Here is a 25,811-nt window from a genome sequence, read left to right on the forward strand (position 1 = left end):
ATTATTTTGTAATTACTTTTAGATCATCAATGATTAACTTACTTCCAACTGCACCTATAAAACGATCGCCATATTTACTTGAAGACATCACAATAGCAATATTATAATCCAAGCTAGCGATAGCTACGTCATCTACTGTTGTAGAATAAATGAAAGGAATACTGAATTTTGCGAAATCATTTCCCGCTGTTGGTGCACCATTTTGAAGTTTAGCAATTGCGACAACACTTGGATCTTTAAGGATATTGTGACCAGTCAAATAATCTAATGGTTTTTTTATCGCTTTTTGTGATTCTACCAGTTCCTTTCTATTGTACAATACAGCATAAATATCACATGAATCCGTCATGTTCAAGACATTCATTTTTTCATCTGTTACAACTGCTCCAGCTGTATATTTAAAATACCCCTCTAACGACAAAGGAATTTTATTAAAAGGCATACCAAAACGCGTTGCAGACAATGGATCCGTTAAAACAGGACCCGTATCAAATGAACCTATAAATAAATTGCCTGCAGCTATAGGTTTGCCAAACATTGCTCCAAACGAACCCGTCGTTTTTGTTTCTAATAGAAACTGCTTGCTCTCCTGAGTGGCTGACTTTAGTAGTTTTAGTTGGATATGCCTCGGGAGTAGGTGGAATTTGCGAAATCATTAACGTTAGTGAAAAACTAGCATTTCCAGATGCCCAATTATAAAAAGGCACACCATCAATTACATCATAAAAAGTAACATACTTATTATCCTTGTCTATTTCACTCTGTTCAAATCCAAAATTCAAAGGAACCAACCCTCCTTCAGTACGACGCATCTTCACGAGGTAGTTTTTTGAAAATTGACCATCTTGTGAAGTCGTTTTATAATATACACCTTTATCAAAATATTGCTTCAACATAGCCTTATTTGCATCACTTTCTTCCGGATCTTTCTGTAATGAATCCGTAATTAGTGAAACTGTTGCTCCTGGTGTTACATCAAAATCAATCTTTAAATCCGCAAGATCAATACCTGGTCTCACATATAAAACTATAGCATTATTAGAAATTAATGGTTCTAACAGCAGGATTTCGTCATTTAATAATTTATTATCACTTAGATGAATCCCAGTAATGTCGGCTTCCATATTTAAAGCCTCATCTTTCACACAGCTGGCAAACAAAAGAGTAGACAGCATGGTGAATAAAACAGTTATTTTTTTCATCAAATATTTAATTTGGAGAGAATATATAAATAGGAATGTCTTGCTAAGGCATTCCAACTAGAATTCGCAAAGGTAAGATTGTTGGACTGACAACTTAAATTTCGTGGAGAAAAAAAGCTATTGTCTCTAAAACTTGACAATTAAAGGAAAATCAACAGTTATTAGAGATTATCTTTCACCTTTCTAGGTAATGAAGCGAATACAAGATCATAACTATGATCAATCAACTCCAGTAACTTCTGGTCCGCTAATTCGCGATTCGCATGGACAGTATTCCAGTGTTTTTTATTCATGTGATAACCAGGAAAAACGGTCTGTGTAAACTCTTGCCGCAATATCACCGCATATTCAGGATCGCATTTCACATTAAAGGATAATGCGTCAATTTGGTCTAGCCCCACTAGTAGGAAGACTTTTCCCACGACTTTAAATACTAAGTTGTCGGGCCCGAAAGGTAATTCTTCTGTAACGGCCCTTTTTGCAATACAAAATTCGCGTAAATCCTCTATATTCATATGTGCATTTTTTTCATAAAGCTAAGAAAAAATTTATTACTCACTACTTAAGAAGTAACTATGAACATAAATTGATTCATCATTTGTTAATTATTGTAAATAATCCATGCTTTTTATAACATTGTGATTACAGAATTATTAAGATTCGCTTAATATTCTATATTTGCGAGATAACTTCACCTAAATTACGTTATGCGCAGGATACTTTTTCTCCTTTTATGTTTTTGTACATCATTAAGTTTTGGCCAATCTTCTATTAAGGGTAAAGTCATGGACAAAGGTGAAAATAAACCACTCGTAAATGCTTCTATAATATTACTTACTGCTCAAGATTCTATTTTAAAGACATTTACACGCACAAATGACGTTGGAAATTTTTCAATACAGCAACTTGAAAAGGGTTCATATCGGATACTTATAACTTACCCAAAATTTGAACTATTTAGTGACGTCATAGTTATTGATGAAGGCAAAGTGGATTTAAATGATATTAAATTGAGTTCTAGAGCAAATATTCTTGAGGAGGTCGTTATAACGCACAAGCTTCCGATAAAAATAAAAGGTGATACTATCGAATACAATGCTTCTAGTTTTGAAACTGAAAAAAACTCCAAATTGGAGGACCTCCTTAGAAGATTGCCTGGGATGACCATCTCTTCAGATGGAAACCATCACTGCACAAGGTAAAACAGTATCAAAAGTTTTAATAGATGGAGAGGAGTTTTTTGGTTACGACCCGAAAATAGCCATCCGAAATGTACGCGCAGATGCAGTTGATAAAGTGCAGGTCTATGAAAAAAAATCTGATGAGGCAGAATTAACAGGAGTAGATGATGGTGTACGTATCAAAACTGTTAATGTTGTTCTAAAAGAAGAGGCCAGAAAAGGTATTTTTGGAAATGCGAATGCAGCTATTGGGACTAAGGGATTATTTGACATTGGGCTCTTTGCTGCCAAATTCAATCGGACGGAACGCATTGGACTAACTGGAAATTGGAATAATATGGGTGCTGGAAATGATTCTCGTATTCGTTCAAATTCAAGTATTCAAGGTAAGCCTGAATATAAAAACATCGGTGTCAATTATGACAATGTGTTTCTCAATAAAAGATTGTCTCTAAATTCGAGTTACAATTTCAATAATAATAGTAATTCAAATGAAAGAGAGTCTTATAGTAAAGAAGTTTTTCCAGATAAAACACGTGAAACAACCGAAAGTAACACCTCGGAATCAGATAGTAAAAATAATAATTTTCGAACTCGAGTGCACTTCAAGATTGATTCTATCCAGAACCTTGACGTGCAATTCAACGCCGGAACATCCAACTCTCAGAACAATAATACTTCAGAGAGGCGCATTACCAATAACGATACTACCTTAACCAATACATTTAAAGAAAATAACACTTCAAATGGAAATAATGATAATGCAGAATTCCGTATTAATTATAGGAGAAGACTGAATAATAATGGACGATCGTTCAATGTGCAGTTTAACACCCAGTTATCGCAAAATAAATCTATCGCTCAAGTAAACTCTACAACCAATTTTTATAAAATAGGATTACTTGATAGCGTCATTCTGGATAAAGTAGAACTTCTGGATCAACAACGCATTAACTCAAGCACCAACAATCGAATCGGAACTTCTTTAAATTTCCATGAAAAACTATTTCAAGACTTGTACTTAACCTTAGGTTATACCATGAATACCGCTATTTCTAAAAGTCTTAACAACTCCTTCAATGCGGATATTGATCGGGAGTATACGATACTAGATTCATTATATTCTAAAAATGAAGAAAACAGAAATCTAAATCAAGGAGCAAACATTCAATTGAATTACAACATACAGGATAAGTTAAACATCAACTTCTCTAATACAATAAGCTATAAAAACCAAAAATTAATAGATAGCTACCGTGATATTAATTTAAACCGCAACTTTTGGGACAATAACCTCAACATGAATGTCAATTACAAATTGACATTAAATAAGAACCTGATGGTCAGCTACAATACATCAAACAGGATTCCGACTTTTGGGCAATTACAATCATTACAACCGTTAACAAACCCTTTGTTTATACAATTAGGAAATCCTGATCTAAAGAAATCTACCGAAAATGCCTATAACTTTAACTTCAATAGCTTTAGTATTTTAAAAAGTTCGAGTTTCAATATAAATGCCGGAATTACAACGACGCATAACCCGATTTCAAACAAGAGGGTTCTTGATACGACCGGGGTAACCACTAGTAACTACGAGAACATAAAAGATAAGATTAACTGGTCTGCCAGAGTCTATTCAGGATACAGCAAACCCCTCTTCAATAATTTACTTCAGTTCAATCCGAATGCTAATCTAAACTATGGGAATAGTTATGATTTTATCAATGGGGAGCTCAACAATTCGAAAAATTACAATGCAAGTATAGGCTTTGGATTGAATAAACAAAATTCTAAAGTTGTTGATTTCAACTTCTTCAGTAGCATCGGTGTGGATCGCCAGGAGACGCTCTTGAAACCGGAATTAAATAACAATAGTCTCAGGACTAACATGAATACGGATATTAAATATTTTTTACCTTTCAAATTTGATTTAGTACAAGTTATCAACTATGGCTTTACGGGTAAAAACAAAGTTTTCACAAAAGCGATCCATCAGTTTTATATGAATCTGGAGCTCAATAAAAAATTGATGAGTAATAATCTGCAATTGAGCTTAAAAGCTTTTGATATTTTTAAAACTTTCAATACTGTAAATAGATCCTTTAATAGCAGTAATTTTTCTGAATCGCAACAGCAACTGATGACACAATATTTTATGCTTGGATTGAAATGGGATTTTAACAAAAACTTAGGAAAGAAAAATGACTAGATTACTAATTTGTTTTGTTCTTATCGTATTGGGCACCGATTCATTTGCCCAAAACGCCTACTTTGCTACAAAGGGAACTATCCATTTTGAAAAAGTGGTCTATACGAAAGCGCGGATGCGCGAACTCATGGCAAAACATAATGGCAATAGAGGGATGATGTACATGGGGAATATCGACGAAATGCCTGAAAGTTCAACCTCAAATTTTGTCTTAAAGTTTGATCAAAATCAAACACTGATGCAACCTGAAGCCGAAGATACCCCGAGTAAATCGGGGGCAACTAAGGTTGTAACAACTAACGGACGTAGCTCCGGAGGTACGCGTGGAAATATGGCGTCGGCACAAAGAAATAGAGGTAACAATGCCAATAGCCGATTCATGAGGGGTAATGGTAAGATGGGAGATAAAACTTATTTTCAAAATATCAAGTCTAAGACCTCTGAGATACAGCTTCAAATAGACGAAAAAATAATTATCAAGGATAGCCTTCAAGATGTCACCTGGCGCTTTACAGATGAATTTAGAACAATTGCAGGGTATGAGTGTAGGCGTGTAAATGGTGCTACTAAAGATTCTTTATATCTCATTGCATTTTATACGGAGGAAATCCCAGTGTCTGGAGGGCCCGTTCTAACTGGAGGATTACCTGGGATGATCTTAGGGCTTGTCATACCTGAAATGCATATCAATTATTGGGCGACAGAAGTGGAATTTACAAATGATGCGCTATCCAATTCGTGGAAAGATAAAAAGGCAAAAGAAATGACTGCCAATGATTTTTTCAAATTACTTTCCAACACCATGTTTAGAGGAAGAGGGAACAATGAGTCGCTGCAGAGAAGACAAATATTAGAACAGGTTATTTATTAAATAACCTGTTCTAATATTTACTTGGTTAAAGCAATAACCAACTCTTGTTGTATAGCAATTCCCTTATCCTGGTTATACCATTTTTGAATTTCTTCTTTTATATCGTTGAATTCGGCTCCCTTTTCTTTCATATTGATAAACAAATCTGTACACCCTTGTGGGCGGGGGCCCCAGACTGCTATATCTTCTTCTTGCTCATTACGGATGATTAACTTCGGAATGGATTTTCCTCCATTTGTCATATACCCATCAATTGTAAATGGTTCGGAATCACGCAATTGAATATCCAATTCAATAAAAGGATTGTTTTTCACCATTTGGTAGATCATGGGTACAGCATGAGCCGCATCACCACACCAAGGTTCTGTTATCAATATCCAATGTTGCTTTGTTGCTATCGTGGATATAACAGTGCTTGTTTCAGGATTAGGTTCAAACTTTTTCAGCCAACGATTCATTCTTGACCAATTCAATTTGGTATACATCAAAATTTCCTCATCTTGATAACCTTCATATTGAGTAGGGTTTTCTAAAACGGCTTGAAAATAGGATAAATATGTTTTGAAATTCATATTATGGTTTTTTTTTGCAGGATGCAATATGACAAAATTTTGCCATTCATGCAATTCAGACACAACAAAGAAACATAAAAATGACAGTTTGTCACCAATTATGACGCGATATTGCTAATTTAATTCATTTTCATGCAAACAAAATGATTGGCACAAGGGTTGATTAGATAGCTATACAATTAGATTAGTAAAAATAGATTAGTAAAAAATAAATATATATAATATGTCTAAAATAATAGGAATCGACTTAGGTACGACCAATTCATGTGTTGCTGTAATGGAAGGTAACGAGCCGGTAGTTATTGCTAACAATGAGGGTAAACGTACAACCCCTTCTATCGTTGCTTTTGTTGAAGGTGGAGAACGTAAGGTGGGTGATCCTGCGAAGCGTCAAGCTATCACAAACCCAACTAAAACTATTTATTCTATTAAACGCTTCATGGGTTTATCATATGATGAGTCTGTGAATGAAGCGCAACATGTACCTTATAATATAGTAAAGGGCGACAACAATACACCACGTGTAGAAATTGACGACCGTAAATATACTCCTCAAGAAATTTCAGCAATGATTCTTCAAAAAATGAAGAAAACAGCAGAGGATTTTTTAGGTCAAGAAGTAACGGAAGCTGTTATTACAGTTCCTGCATACTTTAATGATGCACAACGTCAAGCAACTAAAGAAGCTGGTGAAATCGCTGGTTTAACAGTTAAGCGTATCATCAATGAGCCAACAGCTGCAGCGTTAGCTTACGGTTTGGATAAAGCACACAAAGACATGAAAATTGCTGTTTTTGACTGTGGTGGTGGTACTCATGACGTTTCTGTATTAGAATTGGGTGATGGTGTATTTGAAGTAAAATCTACTGACGGTGATACTCACTTAGGTGGTGATGACTTTGATAACGTAATCATCAACTGGTTGAATGATGAGTTTAAAAATGAAAACAATGGCTTTGACTTGAAAAAAGATCCAATGGCATTGCAACGTTTGAAAGAAGCTGCTGAGAAAGCTAAAATTGAGTTATCAAGCACAACTTCTACTGAGATCAACTTACCATACATCACTGCTGATGCTACTGGCCCTAAACACTTAGTACGTCCATTATCTCGTGCTAAATTTGAGAGCTTAGCTGCTGATTTAATCAAACGTACAATTGACCCTTGTCGTTCGGCATTGAAAAATGCTGGATTCAGTACTGCTGATATTGACGAAGTTATTTTAGTAGGTGGTTCAACTCGTATCCCTGCAATCGTTGATGCTGTAAAAGCATTCTTCGGAAAAGAGCCTTCAAAAGGTGTTAACCCTGATGAAGTTGTAGCATTAGGTGCTGCTATCCAAGGTGGTGTATTAACTGGTGAAGTGAAAGACGTATTATTATTAGACGTTACTCCTTTATCATTAGGTATCGAAACAATGGGTGGTGTGATGACTAAATTAATTGAAGCAAATACAACTATTCCTACTAAAAAGTCGGAAACGTTCTCAACTGCTTCAGATAATCAACCATCAGTAGAAATCCACTGTTTACAAGGAGAGCGTCCAATGGCTGCTCAAAACCGCACAATTGGTCGTTTCCATTTAAATGATATCCCTTCTGCTCCTCGTGGTGTTCCTCAAATTGAAGTAACATTTGACATCGATGCAAATGGTATCATTAAAGTTTCTGCTAAAGATAAAGCAACTGGTAAAGAGCAAAATATTCGTATTGAAGCTTCATCTGGTTTATCTGACGAAGAAATCAAAAAAATGAAAGAAGAAGCGGAAGCAAATGCTGAAGCAGATCAAAAAATGAAAGAAGAAGCTGACAAAATCAATGCTGCTGATGCTTTAGTATTCACAACTGAAAAACAATTGAAAGAATACGGAGACAAAATCTCTGCAGATAAGAAAGCTCCAATCGAAGCTGGTTTAGTAAAATTGAAAGCTGCTTACGAAGCTAGAAACTTTGCAGATATCGATACTGCTTCTGCAGAATTGAACAATGCTTGGAATGCTGCTTCTGAAGAAATGTACGCTGCTTCTCAAGGTGGTTTCACAACCACAAGGTGACGCTGGTCAACAACCAAACAATGGTGAAAACCAAGGTGGTGATGACGTAACTGACGTAGAATACGAAGAAGTTAAATAACTTATACTTCCTAAGAATATAAAAAGCTCGAAGATTAATCTTCGAGCTTTTTTTTATTAATCTCAGGATGGAGGTCATTGAAATATTCAGCACATTGGCTTATCAAGATTGATATAAATCCTTTATAGTAGCATTTATCTACCCTAACGCATACAAGTATATCGCCCCTCCAATCTTTATTACTTCTTATAATGACTCAATATCCCCTTATCTAAGGTCGCCCAAATACCTGCCGGCATATTCGCTTTTTTTAAGGCTGTGTTTGTCCATGTATTACAGGAGTAAAACATACTATATGACCCTTTAGCTTCATAAAAAGCATCTGAATCACTATACTGAGCATTTGTATTGATTACAATTGGCTTATTTTGAGCATCATATTCTACGGACGATTTCACAAAATCAATGAGGCTTTGATATTGCACAGTATCAATCATATACTTATAACACAGTTCACTCTCCACGACAGATTTATGATAGGTAATATGAAGCGCCGTCTCTCCAATCCCTGTAGCAGCTACAAATGCAGTAGAAGCCTTTAAATCTTTCCATTCTGGTGTGTTTAGATAAAAACCCTTATCTCCCCACCCAATTCCTATATAACTATATGTTGTATCTGTTCCCTTATTATTACTTAATGGAAATAAAATAGACCAATCCATCTGATCATTTTTCACTGGAAGCACCAGATCTGTATGCACACCATTGGACATGATATACACGGTAATGTCTTTTGACAAGGCAGACTCGTCTCGATGTGCGCTTATTCTTGATAAGACATGCTCTGACAACCAATAAATAAAAATGGTTGCAATTATTGCGATAATAATATATAACACCACTTGAAATGCTTTTTTCATATTTATAATGGACTTGGATTTAGAACAAAATAACGTTCTAATATTCAAACATAAAAAAAACCCGTAACATTTGTTACGGGTTTAAAAAATAATACCATTATGTATTAATATAACTTCTCAGGATACGCACCTTCAGCGATAAGCTTTAAGATAGAAGCCTTGACTATTTCTTTATCTTCTTTATAGGTAACACCAAACCATTTTGATGATGTTGGAATAACCTTAAATTCTGCTTGTTTTGTTTGTACGATATGATCGGCTACAGATGGTATAAAAAATTCAGATTTAGGATCTTCAGCATTATTTTCGACGAAATCCTTGAACATTTCTTCAGCTACATCAAATACTTTTGGTGTAAAACCCCAGAAGTTCATAGAAACACGACTAAGCGGATCTAATTCAGTAATAACATCTCCCTCTTCGAAGACAATTTTCTTCTCGCCTTCAATTTCTTTATAATAGATTTTTGTACGCTCCGTAACGCTATTCATATGTCCAGATGCGCTTACTTCACAAACACCTCTTGATACATATCCATAATCTGATAATGTATTTCCAACTTGGAATCCCATCAATGCCATTTGCTGATCTGACACCTCAGTAGTTAAAAATTGAGCCATCTTTTGGTAAGAATCTGTACCATAGAAATCATCAGCGTTAATAACACAAAAAGGTCCATCAATTTGGTTCTTTGCACTCATAACTGCATGAGCAGTACCCCAAGGTTTTGCACGTTCTATTTCACGGTCAATACCAAATTTCTTCAAATCAAAATCTTGGAATGCATAATCTACCTCAATTTTCCCTTTCAACTTTTCATCAAAAACTTCTTTCATTTTATCTAAAAATTCTTCACGAATAATAAATACTACCTTGCCAAATCCAGCATTAATAGCATCATAGATAGAATAATCGATAATAGTTTCGCCGTGAGGCCCAAAAGCATCAATCTGTTTCAATGATCCGTAACGGCTAGCCATCCCTGCTGCCAAAATTAATAAAGTTGGTTTACTCATATTCAATTTCTAGGTCGTTTCTAGTTTAAATTTATGCAAATATATAAATATTAGATTACTTTTTCTTAAAGAAAGCTGTTAACAAACCACTTGCTAGTTTACTTAACAATTTTACACCCTCTCTTGCCAAGGTTGTTGTAGCGGTCTTTTGAGCAGCTTCAAGTGGCGTTTGCCTGGTAGAAACACGCTTAGAAGCTTTAGCATCCTCTTTTGTTCGATTTAGTTGTTCCTGTTCCGTAGCTGCATCCTTCATTTTCTCATCTACAATCTCAGCCGCTGAACGATTCTCTTCTCGTTCTTGGTATTTAGCGTGCAGATCAGATTGCAACACAAGCTGATCAAATGTGCTGGCATCCGCTGGCCCCATCACTGCACGAGCTGGTACAAGATGTGTAGCCACAACTTCAGTAGGAATTCCTTTATCATTCAGTACAGTAATCAATGCTTGCCCTGTCCCTAATGATGTTAGCACTTGATCAATGGCATAAAAGTCGGACTTTGGATAAGTTTTTACGGTCTTTCTTAAATTCTCAGCATCATTAGGCGTAAAAGCACGTAATGCATGTTGAACACGATTTCCCAATTGTGCTAATACAGATTCTGGAATATCTGTCGGTGATTGGGTACAAAAGAAGACGCCTATACCTTTTGACCGTATCAATCTTACAATTTGTTCTACTTGCGTCATAAATGCTTTTGAAGCATCTTTAAACAGCAAATGGGCCTCATCAAAGAAAAAGACCAATTTTGGTTTATCTAAATCGCCTACTTCAGGAAGATTTTTAAACAATTGTGCTAAAATACTTAACAAAAAGGTTGAAAACAGAACGGGTTGATCCTGAACATCTGAAATGTTCAATAAACTTATTACTCCTTTGCCGTCCACCTTTCGAAATAAATCTTGTATATCAAATTCTTTCTCACCGAATATATGTGCTACCCCTTGTTGCTCTATGGCTACAATTTTGCGTAAGATTGTTCCTGAACTTGCTGTACTAATTTTACCATAATCATCTTTAATTTCATCACTCCCTGGACCATCAGCAAGGTAGCTTAATAATTTTTTGACATCATTCAGGTCGACTAAAGGCATATCATGATCTTGTGCATATTTAAAGATTGCAGCTAATACACCGGTCTGTGTATCATTTAGTTCCAAAATACGGGCTAATAAAATTGGACCAACATCAGACACTTTTATCCGCATAGTGGTTCCTCTTTTCCCTGTTAAGGAAAACAATTCAATAGGAAAACTTGCCGGTTGAAAGGGAACACCAACAGCATTTCCACGATCAATTAACGCTTGATTGGTCTGTCCCTCTACTGCCAGTCCAGATAGATCACCTTTTACATCCAACATAAAGACAGGCACACCTGCATCTGATAGTTGCTCTGCAATTAATTGTAATGTACGCGTTTTTCCTGTACCTGTTGCTCCTGCAATCAAACCATGACGATTCATCATCTTTAAGGCCAAATTAACTTTAGCTTCTGATAGAATATTTCCATCCAAGATGCCTGCACCCAAATAAATATAAGCGCCTTTGGGACTATAGGATGTTTTCACCTTTTCAATAAATTGTGCTTTATCTTCCATTACATTAAATGCTAATTTTAAAAACTGAAAACAACCTTTACTTACTTTACTATCATCACCTTTTACAGGTTATATTTCTTAGATTAAAGATAGAACGAAATATTGAGTCTTTGTAATTTTTTTGTCAGCAAGAGATTATTTTTAGATTAGTTTATAATTTTTTAACATGAAAAATGTATTTTTACATACTCTAAAAAAGGGAACAGAAACAGTTTGAAAAAAGATGTTTAATAAAAAACTTAGAAATATAGCGGCGATATTATGTGCTTTAATCTTTTTCATAAAGATGAGCATATCGATTACACCCCTATTTTCTTCTTTGATAGATCAACATACCATTCTTCAAATTGTGCTCCAATTAGAAATTGAAAACAACAATGGCGCGCATAGTGATCATAGTGAAACCGGTTCAAAATTCTTTAATTCAAAAGTTGAAGACACTTATTTCTGGGCGATCATTACTGACAATCATGGAAAACAAAAGCATTACTTAAAAAACGAAAAAAGTATTCGCGCTTTCCACCCTTCTGTTCCTACGCCGCCTCCTAACTGCTAGTTTCCCTTCTGTGCCTTCGCACGGCTTCAACTTTACTCAGGTCTGATTAAAGTAAAATATTGAAAATATTCAGATAAAATTTTAGACAAAAACTAATGTTTGGAACTCGTATGTCTGCTTTTCTAAAACTATCGAAAAGAGACTTAAAATATGATGTACCTGCTAGTGTTGTGGTGTTCTTGGTAGCATTGCCACTATGTTTAGGTATTGCAATGGCCTCTGGTGCGCCATTGTTTGCAGGATTGTTAACAGGAGTGATTGGCGGAATAGTCGTCTCTTCTATCAGTAAATCGCCTTTAAGTGTCAGCGGACCTGCAGCTGGACTGACAGTGATTGTTTTAGGTGCTATTCAGAGCCTAGGAGCTTATGAAACGTTTTTACTTGCCGTACTTCTGGCTGGTGTTATCCAATTGGTTCTGGGTATAGTAAAGGCTGGAATAATAGGAAACTATTTCCCTTCATCTGTAATTGTAGGTATGCTTGCTGCAATTGGTATCACCATTATATTAAAGCAAATTCCTTTAGCACTTGGCATGATAGAGGCTCATGCATTTGAATTTGATAATGGACATGGAGTAGGTGCATTTACAGACACCTTAGTGTCTTCAATTGGGTTAGGGGCATTTATCATCTGCATGTTATCATTAGCCGTATTAATATATTGGCCAAAAATACCTAAGCTAAAAAGCATACCCGCTCCTTTAATAGTTGTTGCTTTAGGAATAGGCTTAGCTTATGTATTTAATGGAACGCGCTTTCAATTAGCAGAGTCCCAATTTGTTTTAATACCTATCGTCAATTCATTTGCTGAGTTTACTGGGCTCTTTACACATCCAGATTTTTCGCAGATTATCAATAAAGAGGTATGGATTATCGCTTTCACTATCGCAATAATTGCGAGTTTAGAAACATTGCTTAGTATAGAAGCGGTTGATAAGATTGATCCTTTCAAAAGAAATACTCCTACCAACCGGGAACTTATTGCACAAGGCGTGGGTAATATAACAAGTGGTCTGTTAGGTGGCTTACCTATGACTTCTGTTATTGTACGCTCTTCTGCCAATGTTAATGCAGGTGGCAGAAACTAGACAATCTGCCTTACTTCATGGTGTTTGGCTATTGTTGGCCATATTGGTTATCCCTACTGTCTTAAATTTTATTCCCCTATCATGCTTAGCTGCAATTTTACTGCAAACAGGATACAAATTAGCAAAACCAGTGTTATTTACTAGTATGTATAAAAAAGGTCTTGACCAATTCATTCCATTCATTGCAACGATTACAGCAATTGTATTTACAGACTTATTAATGGGTGTTGGAATCGGTATTGTTGTTGCTACTTTTTATATCCTAAAGGCCAATATGCAAAATGCTTTCAAATTTGATATCGTTAAGCATAACGATTATGATAAAGCAGTCATTACATTAGCAGAAGAGGTTTCTTTCTTAAATAAAGCTCCGATACAACAAAAGCTTTATAGTCTTCCAAAATCTGTTGGCCTTATTGTTATTAATGGTACAGGAAGTAAATTCATTGACAAGGATGTCATTGAAGTCATTAAAGATTTCGAACAAAATGCCTTGACAAAAGGAAAACGCATTGAATTAATGGATGTTGAATACAAGAAAAAATAATAAAATTAAAACAATTAATTAACGAGATTTGTATCTCTATTAAGGATACAATATACAGCTCAATCAAGAATGAGCTGTGCCAAAAGATATAAAAATGGAAAAAGATTTAGAATTAGGATTTGAAAGAATTTTGCAAGGAAATCGGGAATGGATGGACTTTGTTAAACAAGATGAATCGGGTCGCTTTCAACAATTATCAAAAGGGCAGAATCCAGAAATCTTATGGATTGGTTGTGCAGACAGCCGTGTTCCTGCAAACGAAATAACAGGTACTAAACCTGGAGAAGTTTTTGTACATCGTAATATAGCGAATGTCTGTGTGCACTCCGATATGAATATGTTAAGTGTTCTGGATTATGCAGTATCTGTATTAAAAGTAAAACATGTCATTGTTGCAGGTCACTATGGTTGTGGTGGGGTGGCAGCTTCCTTGAGTCGTAACCAATATGGTGTAATTGATAACTGGTTGTGCCATATTAAAGATGTTTACCGTTTGCATGCTGCAGAAATTGATGCCATTGAAGACAAAGAACAAAAAGAAGACCGCTTGGTTGAACTTAATGTTATTGAACAAGTATTCAACCTTTGTACAACTTCAATCGTGCAAAATGCATGGAAGTCGGGACAGCCTTTGGCTATCCATGGTATGGTCATTAACATTGCTACTGGACAACTGGAAGATTTGGATACAACCTTCACTAATAATGAAGCATTAGGTCAGGTATTTGCCTATAAATAGCAAACAAAAGGGTCGGCTAACCGACCCTTTTCGCCAACCCAAATCCCTCTCCTACATTACTATTGCTGCTTCTAACTCTGCATAATGTATAAACTAACTCTTACTTTAAGGGATGTTGCTTTAAAATGTAATTACTACTACGGATAATTCGAAGTAATACTTAACTTTGTATTATGATAAACGAGGAGAAATCATTAAATTTTATTGAAGAAATTATCGAAGAGGATCTTCGTAACGGGACACATGATGGACGTGTATTAACGCGTTTCCCTCCCGAGCCAAATGGCTATCTTCACATTGGTCATGCCAAATCAATTTGCTTAAACTTTGGTTTAGGACAAAAATATAATGGCCAGACAAACTTACGTTTCGACGATACAAACCCTGTTACAGAAGATACAGAGTACGTTGACAGCATCAAAAAAGACATTCAATGGCTTGGTTTTTCATGGGCTCAGGAATTATATACTTCCGACTACTTTGACACGCTATATCAATATGCAGTTGATTTAATCAAAAAAGATTTAGCTTATGTTGATGATAGCACAGCAGAAGAAATTGCTGCAGCTAAAGGTACACCAACTGAAACCTGGAGTGCCAACACCTAACCGCAGTCGTAGTATTGAGGAGAACTTGGTTCTCTTCCAAGAAATGAAAGATGGTAAATACCAAGATGGTGAGAAAGTATTGCGTGCCAAAATAGACCTTGCAAATCCAAATATGCATTTAAGAGATCCGTTATTGTACCGCATCAAACATGCGCACCACCATCGCACAGGTGACAAATGGTGTATCTACCCCATGTATGATTTTGCACATGGACAATCGGATTCTATTGAGAAAATTACACATTCCATTTGTACTTTAGAGTTTATTCCACATCGTGCTTTATATGATTGGTGTATTGAGAAGTTAGAAATTTTTCCATCTAAACAATATGAATTTGCTCGTTTAAACATGACCTACACAGTTATGAGTAAGCGTAAGCTTCTACAACTCGTAAATGATAAATTTGTAGAAAGCTGGGATGACCCACGTATGCCTACTATTTCAGGTTTACGTCGAAGAGGTTACACGCCAGCGAGTATCCGTACATTCTGTGATAAAATTGGTGTCGCTAAACGCGAAAACATGATTGACGTCAGTCTTTTAGAATTCTGTATTCGTGAGGACTTGAATAAAACGGCATGGAGAAGAATGGCAGTATTAGATCCTATTAAATTGGTGATCACCAATCTTCCATCAGACTATACCGAAGATCTACATGGTGAAAACAATCCAGAGGTAGAAGGTGGTGAAGGTTCGCGCGTGATTCCTTTTTCAAACGAGTTATGGATCGAGCGTGATGACTTTATGGAAGATGCTCCTAAGAAATTTTTCCGTTTAGGCCCAGGTCTTTCAGTTCGTTTAAAAAATGCGTATATCGTTACATGCCATGACTTTGTTAAAGATGAAAATGGTCAAGTTACAGAAATACATTGTACGTATATATCAAATTCAAAATCTGGCGAAGATACGTCAGGAATGAAGGTGAAAGGAACGATTCATTGGGTTTCTGTACCTCACGCTAAAGAAACAGAAATTAGATTATATGATCGTTTATTTAACGATGAAAACCCTACTGCTGCAGAAAATTTCAAAGAATCAATTAACCCTGATAGCTTAAAAATCAGTAAAGCTTTTATAGAACCTGATCTATTAAATGCAATACCAGGTAAAGGTTATCAATTTATTCGATTAGGATATTTCACTTTAGATACGACATCTACCCCAGATCATCTAGTTTTCAACCGTACGGTTGGATTAAAAGATTCTTGGGCAAAAGAAGTAAAAAAAGGACAGTAATAAAAAGGGGAAGCAAATGCTTCCCCTTTTTATTATCTATCACTCTCCGAGATACATCTTCTTGTACTTTCGCCCCAGATCAGCCACATAGGTATAACGTTCTTTTTCTCTTGTACCTGCAAGTATTCTTTCGTATAAATCGACAGAGTCAATAGCTGTTTTTATATTGCGAACTTCCAAACCCGCATCTGGCTTATCTATGGCCAGCTGTTGATAATAGTCCATATGCTCGCTTAAAAACTTCATATTACGATCAACTAGCTGATTAGCAAATTTTGTCTCTCCTGTCTTATAAAGTGTATCAATAACATCGGCATAGCTCGTCACATCAGACATACTATATAATCGTTGCGGTAATTGGTTAAATGCTTTTATAGCTACTTGTCGAGCTTTTTCCGTTTTCCCTTGTGCAAGTAGTGTTCTTGCTGCTTTTCCGAAAATTTCCTCTGCATACATGCCGGCAAAACGAAAGGTGTCTGTATCGATATAAGTAGCTTGATGAATATTTCCCCAAGCATATTTTTCAACAATATTCTTATACAGATTATCCACATTTATTAAGGATTCACCTTCAGCAAGTTTTGCTTCTATGGGCATCAAACGATTGGCAAACCCTTCATTTACCATATATTTATCCAATCCCATCAAATTTTCACTTGGGACCATAGCGGAAAAATAAATTGGTCTTTGCCAATTATTATTGACAAGAACAGACATTAAGCCTAAGTCTGCCCGTGTCACGTAATCATTATTAAAAGTCCACTCCAGATGATTTGCTATTTCACTTTCCCATTCTTTGGGTACGACATGGTTTTGAATGACATCAACTTTATTGACAGCAAGTTTAAAATGCTTTGTTGGCAAGAAGTTTTCATATTGCCCATCTCGCATTTGAAGTTTATTCTCATTACTATCGGATAATAAAAAATCCAACAATAATTTAATATCTGTAGAACCCGCCAAATTCAGGTCATGGAAAGGCAAAGATTCACGAATTCCTTTAGCAACCTTTTCATTCGGAATGGTTATAGGTAGTCCTGCGGCTTGATAAGTTCCACTTTTCACTTGGCGGAAATACCAATCGGAAGTCAAATAACTAATCACTACTATTCTCACATCTCGTCGTACACCTTCTACTTCCTGTAAATACCATAGTGGAAAAGTATCATGATCGCCATAAGTAAATAGAATAGCATTGGGGGCGCAGGTTTCCAAATAATTTTTTGCGACATCTCTTGCCAATGATTTCTCCGATCGATTATGATCATCCCAATTTTGATTAATAAGTATCAAGGGACCGGCAATAAGACATAATGATGTTGCCATCAGCGTTGCATTTCTTTCGTTTATATATTTTTTGAGAAATTCCGAAATAGCAAACACCCCCAAACCAATCCATATGGTGAAGGCATAAAATGATCCTGCATAGGCATAATCTCGTTCACGTGGTTGCAAAGGGGATTGATTTAGATAAATAACAATAGCCAAGCCTGTAAAAACAAATAACAAACCAACGACAGCTGCATCTTTCATATTCCGTTTAAAATGCCATAAGGCTCCCATGATCCCTATTAATAAGGGGAGGAAGAAATAGGTATTCCGAGAGGGATTATGAATCATTTCATCCGATAATTTAGATTGTCCCCCTAAGTACAAATTATCAATCGCTTGAATACCCGACAACCAGTTTCCTTCTGCTAATGATCCGTTCCCTTGTTGATCATTTTGCCGCCCGACAAAGTTCCAAAGAAAATATCGCGCATACATATGCCCAATCTGATAATTAAAAAAGAATTTTAAATTATCAGCAAAATTTGCTTGTCTTCCTTCTTCAATGCCTAAATATCCTTTATAAAAATATTGATGATATGGTTTTTGACTATAAATCCTTGGAAAAATGGTCTCTCGATCAAATTGATAGCTTGAAGATCTTTTTATTGCTGCGTATTGATGACTGTCTTTTCTATAATCAATACGTTCATTCACACCTGTTGGGTTAGCATCAAAGTATGGGCCCTTTATTAACGGTTTCTGATTCATACTGTTCTCGACTCAAATAACCTAAAAAAGAAAAGATATTTTCGGGATCATTATTGTTTAACGAGGGATTGGCATTGGCCCGAATCAAAACCATGGTGAAAGAGCTATAACCCAATAAAATAAAACAAGTTGCCAGAATTGCTGTATTCAACGCTGCTTTCCCCTTTTTTATGGAGTAATGGATACCATAAATTAATGTTCCTATAATCAATACCACAAAAACCAGTATCCCCGAACCAAATCCTAATCCAAGGGTGTTGACAAAGAATAAATCGAATTTGGCGGCAAACTTAATGAGGTATTGGATTACTCCCCAGAGAATAAGAGCTAGAACTCCGAATCCAATCAACATCGCTTTACTAATCCCCCAGAAAGTCGTCCTTTCGGTTTTCTTAAAATAAATAATGAGTGCTATAGCTGGAATAACCAATAAGTTCAATAGATGAACCCCAATTGAAAGTCCAATGATGTAAGCAATAACAATAAGCCAACGATCTGCTTGCGGTTTATTGGCTCTTACCTCCCACTTCAGAATGGACCAAAACACCGCTGCTGTACATAAGGAAGACATAGCATAGACTTCGGATTCTACTGCTGAGTACCAAAATGTATCGGAGAAACTATAGGCTAAAGACCCAACCACACCTGCCCCCATTATTTTAATAAGCTGGTTTCTATCAAGTGGGCGATTATCGGAATATGTGATTTTTTTAGCTAAAGCTGTAATGGTCCAAAATAAGAACAACACTGTTAAACCACTACAGACAGCCGACCCTACATTCATCCAAAAAGCAACCTGAGATACATTACCTAAAGCGAAATTTGAAAATATATTCTGCAACATAAGAAATAAGGGTGCACCTGGCTGATGAACAATCTGAAGTTTATAAGCTGAGGCAATAAATTCGCCTGTGTCCCACCAACTTGTTGTTCTTTCGGCTGTCAAAATAAAAACTACTGTTGCCATGATAGCACATAGCCAGCCTAACATATTGTTCACTTTCGTATAGTTCATCGGTTTAAAGGTTTAATTAGTCCTGCGATAAATCAATTCGCACTTTGATTTTGAGTTAAATATAATAAAAGGAGATTTCATATGATATGGATTAACCTTTTTTAACAAAAAATACAGCGCACAAAAAAAGAGCCTACTACATCTGAAGTGCAGCAGGTTTCTTTTTAATATTTACTTTTCTTTAGAATAACTTCTCAACAATACTCCGAGTAGGACCAGGATTACTCATGGTATAAAAATGCAAAACTGGGGCTCCGAAGTCAATTAACTCTTTACACTGTTGTACCAACCACTCCTCTCCGACTTGCCTTACATCGGCATTATTTTTACACCCTGATACCGCTTCACTCAATACTTCTGGAATATCTAAATGAAAAATTTTCGGTAACGTAATCAGCTGCTTTTTTGTCGTCAAAGGCTTTAACCCTGGTATAATAGGTACATGAATATCATTTTCTCTACACTTATTGACAAATTCTTTATATTTTTCTACATTGAAAAACATTTGCGTAACGATAAATTCGGCACCCATCTCGACCTTCTTTTTCAACCATTTGAAGTCGGTATTAAAATTGGGAGCCTCAAAATGTTTCTCTGGATAACCTGCAACACCGATACAGAAATCTGTTTTCTCAGAATTTACAATATCCTCGTGTAAATATTGACCTCTGTTCATGTCATCTACCTGCTTTAAGAGGTCCGTAGCAAATGCATGGCCACCTTCAGTAGGAATAAAGTCAGCATCACCTTTTCTGGCATCTCCACGTAAAACCAACACATTATCAATCCCTAAGAAGTTCAAATCAATCAAAGCATTCTCTGTCTCTTCTTTCGTAAAACCACCACAGATAAGATGTGGAACAGCATCCACTTTATACTTGTTCATAATAGCTGCACAGATAGCGACTGTCCCTGGACGTTTCCGATAAGCAACACGCTCTAGCAAACCGCTTTCATGCTTCTTATACATATAGTCCTCTCTATGATAAGTCACATCGATAAAGGGAGGCTTGAATTCCATAAGTGAGTCCATTGTTTTAAAAATACTTTGGATACCTTGACCCTTAGCTGGGGGCAACAATTCAAAAGAAAATAAAGTTTTTCCTTTGGCATTACTGATATGATCAACGATTTTCATTAATTTTTTTTAAAAGTGATTTGGTTGGCTTACATCGAAATGCACAAGTAGACTTGTTTCAACTTATCTTTCCCATCTCTGAGTTGGGGTAGAATGTAGCACCTTATAAAATAACAGGTTGCTAAGGCTTCATTGGGTCTATTCCCTCTGCCTTTCTCTATAAGCATCGCTAATATCGGTAATAGAAATTGATAATCAAAATAATATTAATAGCTTGTATTAAATAAGGCAATAAATACTAATTTCAACGGATGCCTAATAAAACAAAAAAGTTATTACATTTTCATGCAATAACTTTTTTGTTTTATTATTTAATCCGAATACTTAAATCTCTTTATACAATTCGACTAATCCTTCAGGTAGATCTACCTCTAAAACTTGGCCTTCAGAATCAATGCCCAACATTAAATCATCATTTAATGGAAACATGAGCTCTTTCCCATTGAAATCGACTGTTGCTATAAATTGCTGAGGCATTTCCTGCACATGTGTTATTTTGCCAAGCTCACCATGCGTCTCATCAATGACTATATACCCGATTAAGTCTGTATATCTAAAATCATCAGGATCTCGCTCAGGCATTTTATCATTAGGAAGGTATATTTTTTTACGGACTAAAGGTTGTGCCTTATCGATATGATCGACGTCTTCTAAGTTCAAGTATGCTGTACTATTTGCTTGATACTTGATATTGTCTACAAAGTAAGGTACTAATTTTTTATTGACTTCGGCAAATAGGACATCAAAGTCCAAATCTTGGTAATCTTCAAATTCAAAAAAAAGCTGAAGCTCTCCTTTTAGTCCGCGAGTTTTACTAATATAACCGATGTAAAAACTTTCTTCTATGGTCATGTTCTTATTTGAAAGGGCAAATTTAAATATATATCTGCAAAATTGCAGTATGTATAGGAGTAGAAACTACATTCTTGAAAAAAAAAGCCGGCTCATAGTGAAACCGGCTTTCTTGATACTGTATGAAAGAAAAATTATCCTTCAGTTTCTTCTGCAGCTGGAGCTTCAGTTTCTTCTGCAGGAGTTTCCTCTACAACTGGAGCGTTTTTAGCAGCAATTGCAGCAGCCATTGCTTCTTTTTTCTTAGCTTCAGCAGCTAATGCAATTTTCTTAGCTTCAGCTTTAGTAGTTGCTAAACCATCTTTTTTACCAGAGATTCTAGCATCATTAGCTTCAGTCCAAGCAACAAATTTAGCATCTGCAGCAGCTTCATCAAATGCACCTTTTTTAACACCACCATTTAAGTGTTTTTTGTATAAAACACCTTTATCCGAAAGGATAGTACGAGCTGTGTCAGTAGGTTGAGCACCTTTATTCATCCAATCCAAAGCTTTTTCAAAATCCAAAACGATAGTCGCTGGGTTTGTGTTTGGGTTGTAAGAACCAATACGTTCAATGAATTTACCATCACGTGGTGCGCGTGCATCTGCTACTACTAAGTGGTAAAAAGGACGTCCTTTTTTACCATGTCTTTGCAATCTGATTTTAGTTGCCATGTTTTCTTGTTATTTATGTATTCAACATATCCCCCGAGCTACATGCAAGAGGGGACGCAAAGATACAAAGGATTATTGAAAGTAAAAAGACAAAAAGAAAGGGCAACTCCCACAAAATAAGAAAGATGATGGAATCGCCAAGAACGCAATCTAATACTATCCTCACGACAACATCTTTATCTATACAGCAATCAAGGAATTTTCAAAAGGAATTTATTCGTAATTTTACTTCATCTCTTACAGCGTCAAACGCATAGACAATTTTGTCTATTCAAATTAATAAGCGTATTTTCATCCTTCCAAATCAAATTGAATTCATGTCATCGATAGCGCCACTAAAAATATTAAAAGCCTCAGCTGGATCAGGCAAAACATTCAGCTTAACCGTCCACTATTTAACTTTATTACTTTCAAAAGAAAACAGTTATCGCGAAATATTAGCAGTCACTTTCACAAACAAGGCGACAGCCGAGATGAAAGAAAGAATCCTGTCTGTTCTAAAAGGATTAGCGCAAGGGGATCAGGCCAGAAAGATCGATGATTATAGACGCTTGCTCTTGAATCAATTTTCTCATTGGAATACTGATCTGATTCAGGAAAAAGCTTACCGTGTCTACCGTAAAATATTGCATGACTATAGCCACTTCACCATCAGTACCATTGATGGTTTTTCACAAAAAGTGATTAGAAGCTTTACTTATGAACTCAATTTGGATGCAGCATATAAAATAGAGATGAATACGAGTAAGGTAAGGCAAGACCTCACCGTGATGTTAAATCAACTCTTGGATAAACGACCTGATCTATTGGAATGGATTATCGAATATGCTGAAAAGAAAATCTCAAACAATGAAAATTGGAACTATCGCCGTGAATTAACGAGTTTGGCGAATGAAATATTCTCAGAAAACTTTAAAGAGTTTGACAAACACCTCCTATCTCAGGATTCGGATAAAGTGTTCAATACATTAAATAAAGAAATAGAAACCTTCACTAAAGTATTCTTAGAAGCACTGCGTGAAGAAGTTAAAAATTTTACAACAACATTTAAATCCTTAAATATCGATGTCGCAGAATTGAAAGGAAAAAGTAGAAATCCGATATACTCACTTTCCAATTCAACGGTCAATGTATTCAAACAAAGTACAACTGAACTCCAAAAATTCATCCTTAAATATGTTGACCTGATAGATAAGGAAGATGCATTTTTAGATGGTAAAAAAGAAGTCAACTACTCCCTGCAACAAGCAATTTTACCAATTTTAAAAAACTTTAAAATATTACAGGATAAATTTAGCACCTACATCACTTACGAAGCATTCCAAAAGAATTTTTACTACCTACGTCTTTTGAAAGAGATGAGTGATCTGCTGGCACAATGGCGAAAAGAAAACAATGCACAATTAATTTCGGATGCACAGATACAACTGAACAAGCTTGGTCTAGATCAACATGGAGATCCTACCTTCATTTGGGAAAAAATTGGGAATCGCTATCAATACTTCCTATTCGACGAGTTTCAAGATACGTCTCGTATCCAATGGAAAAATTATAGCCCACTCTTAATCAACGCGCTTGGAAATGCTTCAGGGGAACTATCCGAACATTTAATTGTTGGCGATGTAAAACAGAGCATTTACCGTTGGAGAAACGGCGATTGGCGTATTTTACTGGAACAGGCGGAGAAACAAGTGGCAAATGCCTTTCATATTACAAATAAACAGGACCTACAGGAAATAATCGAAAGTGGTTCATTGGATGTGAACTACAGAAGCCTTCCGAATATCATACATTTCAATAATTACCTTTTTGAGACTGTCCCGAACCATATCCAAAAGTTATTAAATGAGCATATCGCCGATAATCTCGATGATGAAGGGCAAACATGGTGGGAGGAAATGGGATATGACCACATGATTATCAAAGCGTATGAAGGTGCTTCCCAAAAAGTTCCAGAAGCAAAAGTCCTAGACCAAGCACAGAAAGGGTCCATCACGATCAAATATCTAGAAGTAGAAAACAATGTGAGAAGAAATTCACAAGTAGAAAATCAGGCCGTGGCTTCCCTATGTCAGCAAATTGAAGAATGGATAACATCGGGCAGATATCAAGCCAATCAAATTGGAATCCTTGTGCGATCAAACAAACATGCTCGTTTGATTATTCATGAATTAATGAATTATAGAAATGAAAAACAATTGCAATTCGAAGTCATCTCTGGCGACGCATTGGCGCTGGAGGCGAATGAAGGAATACAATTATTAATCGAGACATTAAAAGCCTTTGTTTTCAGTACAGACAAACACATTCTATATAAAGCAAAGCTTACTCACCTTTATCATATTATTCAAAATGGCAAAAATTTCGATGCTGAAATTTGGCTTAAATTTAAGGAAAATGATATTCTAACCTTACAAGAAGAACTTCCAAGCGAATTAATTGAAAACTGGGAAAACTGGCAGAAACTTCCCTTAGTCCATTTGGTTGAAAAACTTATAGCGGTCTATGGATTGACCTCATTACACAATCCACACTTACCTTATATTCTAGCATTCAAGGATATGATTACTAATTTCTCCGTAAATGGTGAGCGCGGTATCAATCAATTCTTAACTTTCTGGGATGAAGACGGTATAAAAGCCGTACTCCCGTCTTCGGGTAAGGTAGATGCTATTGAAGTGACCACAGTACATAAATCGAAAGGATTAGCTTATGATGTCGTGATGATTCCATTCTGCAGTTGGACATTAGACGGTATGATCAATGGAAATTTTTGGATAGATACTGCAGGGACAGCACTCGAAGCAATTGGCAAAGCTCCTATCAAGTACTCTTCAGCTCTAGGACAATCGACTCTTTATCAAAAATATTATGAAGAGATGGTCTTCAATTATATGGATGCATTGAATACATTTTATGTAGCCACCACCCGAGCGATACAACATATTTATATATCAGCACCTGCTTTCAAACAACTTGTTGACAAAAAAACAGGAGAAATCATGGGAATGGATGTAAAAAATGACTTAATCAGTGATATTGTCTACCAAGTATTAGGTGATAATAAGAGTGATTTTGCCCTCATGGATAACGAATTGCATTTAGACCATATTATCTCTCGAGAGAAAAGCGATAAAATTGAAGTCGGAAAGATAGCGTTACAACAATATCCAATTTCAAAGGAGCTGGATAAAGCTTTTGATAAATCTTCTCAGCGGACTATCAATAGTATCTTATTATTAGACAAAGCCTCGCAATATGGCGTCATGGCCCATGAAATCATGTCCATTATTACTACTGAAGAAGAAATTGAGACCATCATCAATCAATACATTTCTGAAGGAATTTTCACGCCAACAGAAAAATCTGCCATTCTCCATGAAGTCAACCAAATATGGCAACATCTACAAATCAATACGTGGTTAACGGGTGATTTCAAAATTTGGAGCGAATCGGCCATCATTACCGCTAAAGGTGAAACACTACGTCCGGATAAAGTTTTTACTAGTGAAAAGGAAACCATCGTGCTCGACTTTAAGTTTACGCAGAGCGAAGCCTTTTCACATCAAAAACAAGTGAAACAATATGTCAAAACACTGGAAGAATTGGGTTATAAAAATGTAAAAGGATTTTTATTTTACGCCAAATCAAATGATTTAGTAGAGGTTATAATACAAGCAAAAAATTAA

18 protein-coding genes, 3 pseudogenes and 1 riboswitch are annotated in these 25,811 nt (G+C 35.9%); of the genes and pseudogenes, 9 read left to right on the forward strand and 12 right to left on the reverse strand.

The window, feature by feature from the left end:
- Position 1: 1 nt before the first annotated feature.
- From ACFX5U_RS19310 to ACFX5U_RS19320, 3 genes are all read right to left on the reverse strand, one after another.
- Positions 2 to 538: a PCMD domain-containing protein gene (locus tag ACFX5U_RS19310; protein WP_400261781.1), complete on the reverse strand. Its 537-nt coding sequence runs from the start codon at positions 536 to 538 to the stop codon at positions 2 to 4.
- Positions 489 to 1,202: a hypothetical protein gene (locus ACFX5U_RS19315; RefSeq protein WP_400261782.1), complete on the reverse strand. Its 714-nt coding sequence runs from the start codon at positions 1,200 to 1,202 to the stop codon at positions 489 to 491. The genes ACFX5U_RS19310 and ACFX5U_RS19315 overlap by 50 nt, the downstream gene beginning before the upstream one ends.
- A gap of 161 nt (positions 1,203 to 1,363) precedes the next feature.
- Positions 1,364 to 1,717, reverse strand: a complete 354-nt coding sequence (locus tag ACFX5U_RS19320) for an MmcQ/YjbR family DNA-binding protein (protein WP_400261783.1) — start codon at positions 1,715 to 1,717, stop codon at positions 1,364 to 1,366.
- A 192-nt stretch (positions 1,718 to 1,909) separates the two neighbouring features.
- Between ACFX5U_RS19320 and ACFX5U_RS19325 the strand changes: the two genes are divergently transcribed.
- Genes ACFX5U_RS19325 through ACFX5U_RS19335 form a run of 3 tightly spaced genes read left to right on the forward strand, consistent with a single transcriptional unit; the run spans position 1,910 to position 5,469 of the window.
- Entirely contained in the window at positions 1,910 to 2,404 is a 495-nt protein-coding gene (locus ACFX5U_RS19325; protein ID WP_400261784.1) for a carboxypeptidase regulatory-like domain-containing protein, read from the forward strand.
- Entirely contained in the window at positions 2,379 to 4,598 is a 2,220-nt protein-coding gene (locus tag ACFX5U_RS19330; RefSeq protein WP_400261785.1) for an outer membrane beta-barrel protein, read from the forward strand. Before ACFX5U_RS19325 ends, ACFX5U_RS19330 begins: the two co-directional genes overlap by 26 nt.
- Positions 4,591 to 5,469 carry a GLPGLI family protein gene (locus ACFX5U_RS19335; protein WP_400261786.1) on the forward strand — a complete coding sequence of 293 codons (879 nt, stop codon included), beginning with the start codon at positions 4,591 to 4,593 and terminating at the stop codon, positions 5,467 to 5,469. The genes ACFX5U_RS19330 and ACFX5U_RS19335 overlap by 8 nt, the downstream gene beginning before the upstream one ends.
- Before the next feature lie 17 nt (positions 5,470 to 5,486).
- Here the strand turns inward: ACFX5U_RS19335 and ACFX5U_RS19340 are convergent, their stop codons facing one another.
- Positions 5,487 to 6,041, reverse strand: coding sequence for a thioredoxin family protein (locus ACFX5U_RS19340; RefSeq protein ID WP_280565274.1), 555 nt, complete (start codon positions 6,039 to 6,041; stop codon positions 5,487 to 5,489).
- Positions 6,042 to 6,264: 223 nt separating this feature from the next.
- Here ACFX5U_RS19340 and dnaK point away from each other — a divergent pair.
- Positions 6,265 to 8,173 (forward strand): annotated as a pseudogene (gene dnaK / locus ACFX5U_RS19345) (molecular chaperone DnaK).
- A gap of 179 nt (positions 8,174 to 8,352) precedes the next feature.
- Here dnaK and ACFX5U_RS19350 read toward each other — a convergent pair.
- The 3 genes from ACFX5U_RS19350 to ACFX5U_RS19360 all read right to left on the reverse strand — a co-directional run bounded on the left by ACFX5U_RS19350 (position 8,353) and on the right by ACFX5U_RS19360 (position 11,646).
- Positions 8,353 to 9,033: a TIGR02117 family protein gene (locus ACFX5U_RS19350; RefSeq protein ID WP_400261787.1), complete on the reverse strand. Its 681-nt coding sequence runs from the start codon at positions 9,031 to 9,033 to the stop codon at positions 8,353 to 8,355.
- Positions 9,034 to 9,137: 104 nt separating this feature from the next.
- Positions 9,138 to 10,049 carry a sugar phosphate nucleotidyltransferase gene (locus tag ACFX5U_RS19355; protein WP_038701153.1) on the reverse strand — a complete coding sequence of 304 codons (912 nt, stop codon included), beginning with the start codon at positions 10,047 to 10,049 and terminating at the stop codon, positions 9,138 to 9,140.
- 55 nt (positions 10,050 to 10,104) lie between these two features.
- The gene (locus ACFX5U_RS19360) at positions 10,105 to 11,646 is read right to left on the reverse strand and encodes a helicase HerA-like domain-containing protein (RefSeq protein WP_400261788.1); all 1,542 of its coding nucleotides are present in this window, start codon (positions 11,644 to 11,646) and stop codon (positions 10,105 to 10,107) included.
- A gap of 286 nt (positions 11,647 to 11,932) precedes the next feature.
- Here ACFX5U_RS19360 and ACFX5U_RS19365 point away from each other — a divergent pair, with 286 nt between their 5' ends.
- The 4 genes and pseudogenes from ACFX5U_RS19365 (at position 11,933) to ACFX5U_RS19380 (ending at position 16,421) form a co-directional block, all read left to right on the forward strand.
- Entirely contained in the window at positions 11,933 to 12,202 is a 270-nt protein-coding gene (locus ACFX5U_RS19365; protein ID WP_038703061.1) for a hypothetical protein, read from the forward strand.
- A gap of 95 nt (positions 12,203 to 12,297) precedes the next feature.
- Positions 12,298 to 13,837: pseudogene (locus tag ACFX5U_RS19370) on the forward strand (SulP family inorganic anion transporter).
- A 94-nt stretch (positions 13,838 to 13,931) separates the two neighbouring features.
- Complete coding sequence (locus tag ACFX5U_RS19375) at positions 13,932 to 14,576, forward strand: carbonic anhydrase (protein ID WP_038703063.1); 645 nt, start codon at positions 13,932 to 13,934, stop codon at positions 14,574 to 14,576.
- Between the two features lie 173 nt (positions 14,577 to 14,749).
- A pseudogene (locus ACFX5U_RS19380) lies at positions 14,750 to 16,421 on the forward strand (glutamine--tRNA ligase/YqeY domain fusion protein).
- Positions 16,422 to 16,460: 39 nt separating this feature from the next.
- Here the strand turns inward: ACFX5U_RS19380 and ACFX5U_RS19385 are convergent.
- From ACFX5U_RS19385 to ACFX5U_RS19405, 5 genes are all read right to left on the reverse strand, one after another.
- The gene (locus ACFX5U_RS19385) at positions 16,461 to 18,461 is read right to left on the reverse strand and encodes a hypothetical protein (protein WP_400261789.1); all 2,001 of its coding nucleotides are present in this window, start codon (positions 18,459 to 18,461) and stop codon (positions 16,461 to 16,463) included.
- Positions 18,424 to 19,476: a protein O-mannosyl-transferase family gene (locus ACFX5U_RS19390; RefSeq protein WP_400261790.1), complete on the reverse strand. Its 1,053-nt coding sequence runs from the start codon at positions 19,474 to 19,476 to the stop codon at positions 18,424 to 18,426. Before ACFX5U_RS19390 ends, ACFX5U_RS19385 begins: the two co-directional genes overlap by 38 nt.
- 181 nt (positions 19,477 to 19,657) lie before the next feature.
- Positions 19,658 to 20,614, reverse strand: a complete 957-nt coding sequence (gene metF / locus ACFX5U_RS19395) for a methylenetetrahydrofolate reductase [NAD(P)H] (RefSeq protein ID WP_038701161.1) — start codon at positions 20,612 to 20,614, stop codon at positions 19,658 to 19,660.
- Positions 20,615 to 20,674: 60 nt separating this feature from the next.
- A riboswitch (SAM riboswitch) is annotated at positions 20,675 to 20,780 on the reverse strand.
- A gap of 158 nt (positions 20,781 to 20,938) precedes the next feature.
- Positions 20,939 to 21,466, reverse strand: a complete 528-nt coding sequence (gene rimM / locus ACFX5U_RS19400; protein WP_038701163.1) for a ribosome maturation factor RimM — start codon at positions 21,464 to 21,466, stop codon at positions 20,939 to 20,941.
- A 134-nt stretch (positions 21,467 to 21,600) separates the two neighbouring features.
- Positions 21,601 to 22,122 (reverse strand): 30S ribosomal protein S16, encoded by a 522-nt coding sequence (locus ACFX5U_RS19405; RefSeq protein WP_038701165.1) that lies wholly within the window; start codon positions 22,120 to 22,122, stop codon positions 21,601 to 21,603.
- 317 nt (positions 22,123 to 22,439) lie between these two features.
- On the opposite strand from ACFX5U_RS19405, the gene ACFX5U_RS19410 reads away from it, so the two are divergent.
- On the forward strand, positions 22,440 to 25,811 hold the full coding sequence (locus tag ACFX5U_RS19410) for a UvrD-helicase domain-containing protein (protein ID WP_400261791.1): 3,372 nt from the start codon (positions 22,440 to 22,442) through the stop codon (positions 25,809 to 25,811).

Source organism: Sphingobacterium sp. SG20118 (genome assembly GCF_044740685.1).
In the GTDB taxonomy this organism is placed as follows: Bacteria; Bacteroidota; Bacteroidia; order Sphingobacteriales; family Sphingobacteriaceae; genus Sphingobacterium.

Coding starts and splice junctions, on each gene's coding strand:
- ACFX5U_RS19365 (WP_038703061.1), top strand. CDS start 11,933: ATGAGCATATCGATTACACCCCTATTTTCTTCTTTGATAGATCAACAT.
- ACFX5U_RS19390 (WP_400261790.1), bottom strand. CDS start 19,476: ATGAACTATACGAAAGTGAACAATATGTTAGGCTGGCTATGTGCTATC.
- metF (WP_038701161.1), bottom strand. CDS start 20,614: ATGAAAATCGTTGATCATATCAGTAATGCCAAAGGAAAAACTTTATTT.
- ACFX5U_RS19385 (WP_400261789.1), bottom strand. CDS start 18,461: ATGAATCAGAAACCGTTAATAAAGGGCCCATACTTTGATGCTAACCCA.
- ACFX5U_RS19320 (WP_400261783.1), bottom strand. CDS start 1,717: ATGAATATAGAGGATTTACGCGAATTTTGTATTGCAAAAAGGGCCGTT.
- ACFX5U_RS19410 (WP_400261791.1), top strand. CDS start 22,440: ATGTCATCGATAGCGCCACTAAAAATATTAAAAGCCTCAGCTGGATCA.
- ACFX5U_RS19340 (WP_280565274.1), bottom strand. CDS start 6,041: ATGAATTTCAAAACATATTTATCCTATTTTCAAGCCGTTTTAGAAAAC.
- ACFX5U_RS19360 (WP_400261788.1), bottom strand. CDS start 11,646: ATGGAAGATAAAGCACAATTTATTGAAAAGGTGAAAACATCCTATAGT.
- ACFX5U_RS19335 (WP_400261786.1), top strand. CDS start 4,591: ATGACTAGATTACTAATTTGTTTTGTTCTTATCGTATTGGGCACCGAT.
- ACFX5U_RS19350 (WP_400261787.1), bottom strand. CDS start 9,033: ATGAAAAAAGCATTTCAAGTGGTGTTATATATTATTATCGCAATAATT.
- ACFX5U_RS19310 (WP_400261781.1), bottom strand. CDS start 538: ATGTTTGGCAAACCTATAGCTGCAGGCAATTTATTTATAGGTTCATTT.
- rimM (WP_038701163.1), bottom strand. CDS start 21,466: ATGACCATAGAAGAAAGTTTTTACATCGGTTATATTAGTAAAACTCGC.
- ACFX5U_RS19405 (WP_038701165.1), bottom strand. CDS start 22,122: ATGGCAACTAAAATCAGATTGCAAAGACATGGTAAAAAAGGACGTCCT.
- ACFX5U_RS19325 (WP_400261784.1), top strand. CDS start 1,910: ATGCGCAGGATACTTTTTCTCCTTTTATGTTTTTGTACATCATTAAGT.
- ACFX5U_RS19330 (WP_400261785.1), top strand. CDS start 2,379: ATGGAAACCATCACTGCACAAGGTAAAACAGTATCAAAAGTTTTAATA.
- ACFX5U_RS19355 (WP_038701153.1), bottom strand. CDS start 10,049: ATGAGTAAACCAACTTTATTAATTTTGGCAGCAGGGATGGCTAGCCGT.
- ACFX5U_RS19315 (WP_400261782.1), bottom strand. CDS start 1,202: ATGAAAAAAATAACTGTTTTATTCACCATGCTGTCTACTCTTTTGTTT.
- ACFX5U_RS19375 (WP_038703063.1), top strand. CDS start 13,932: ATGGAAAAAGATTTAGAATTAGGATTTGAAAGAATTTTGCAAGGAAAT.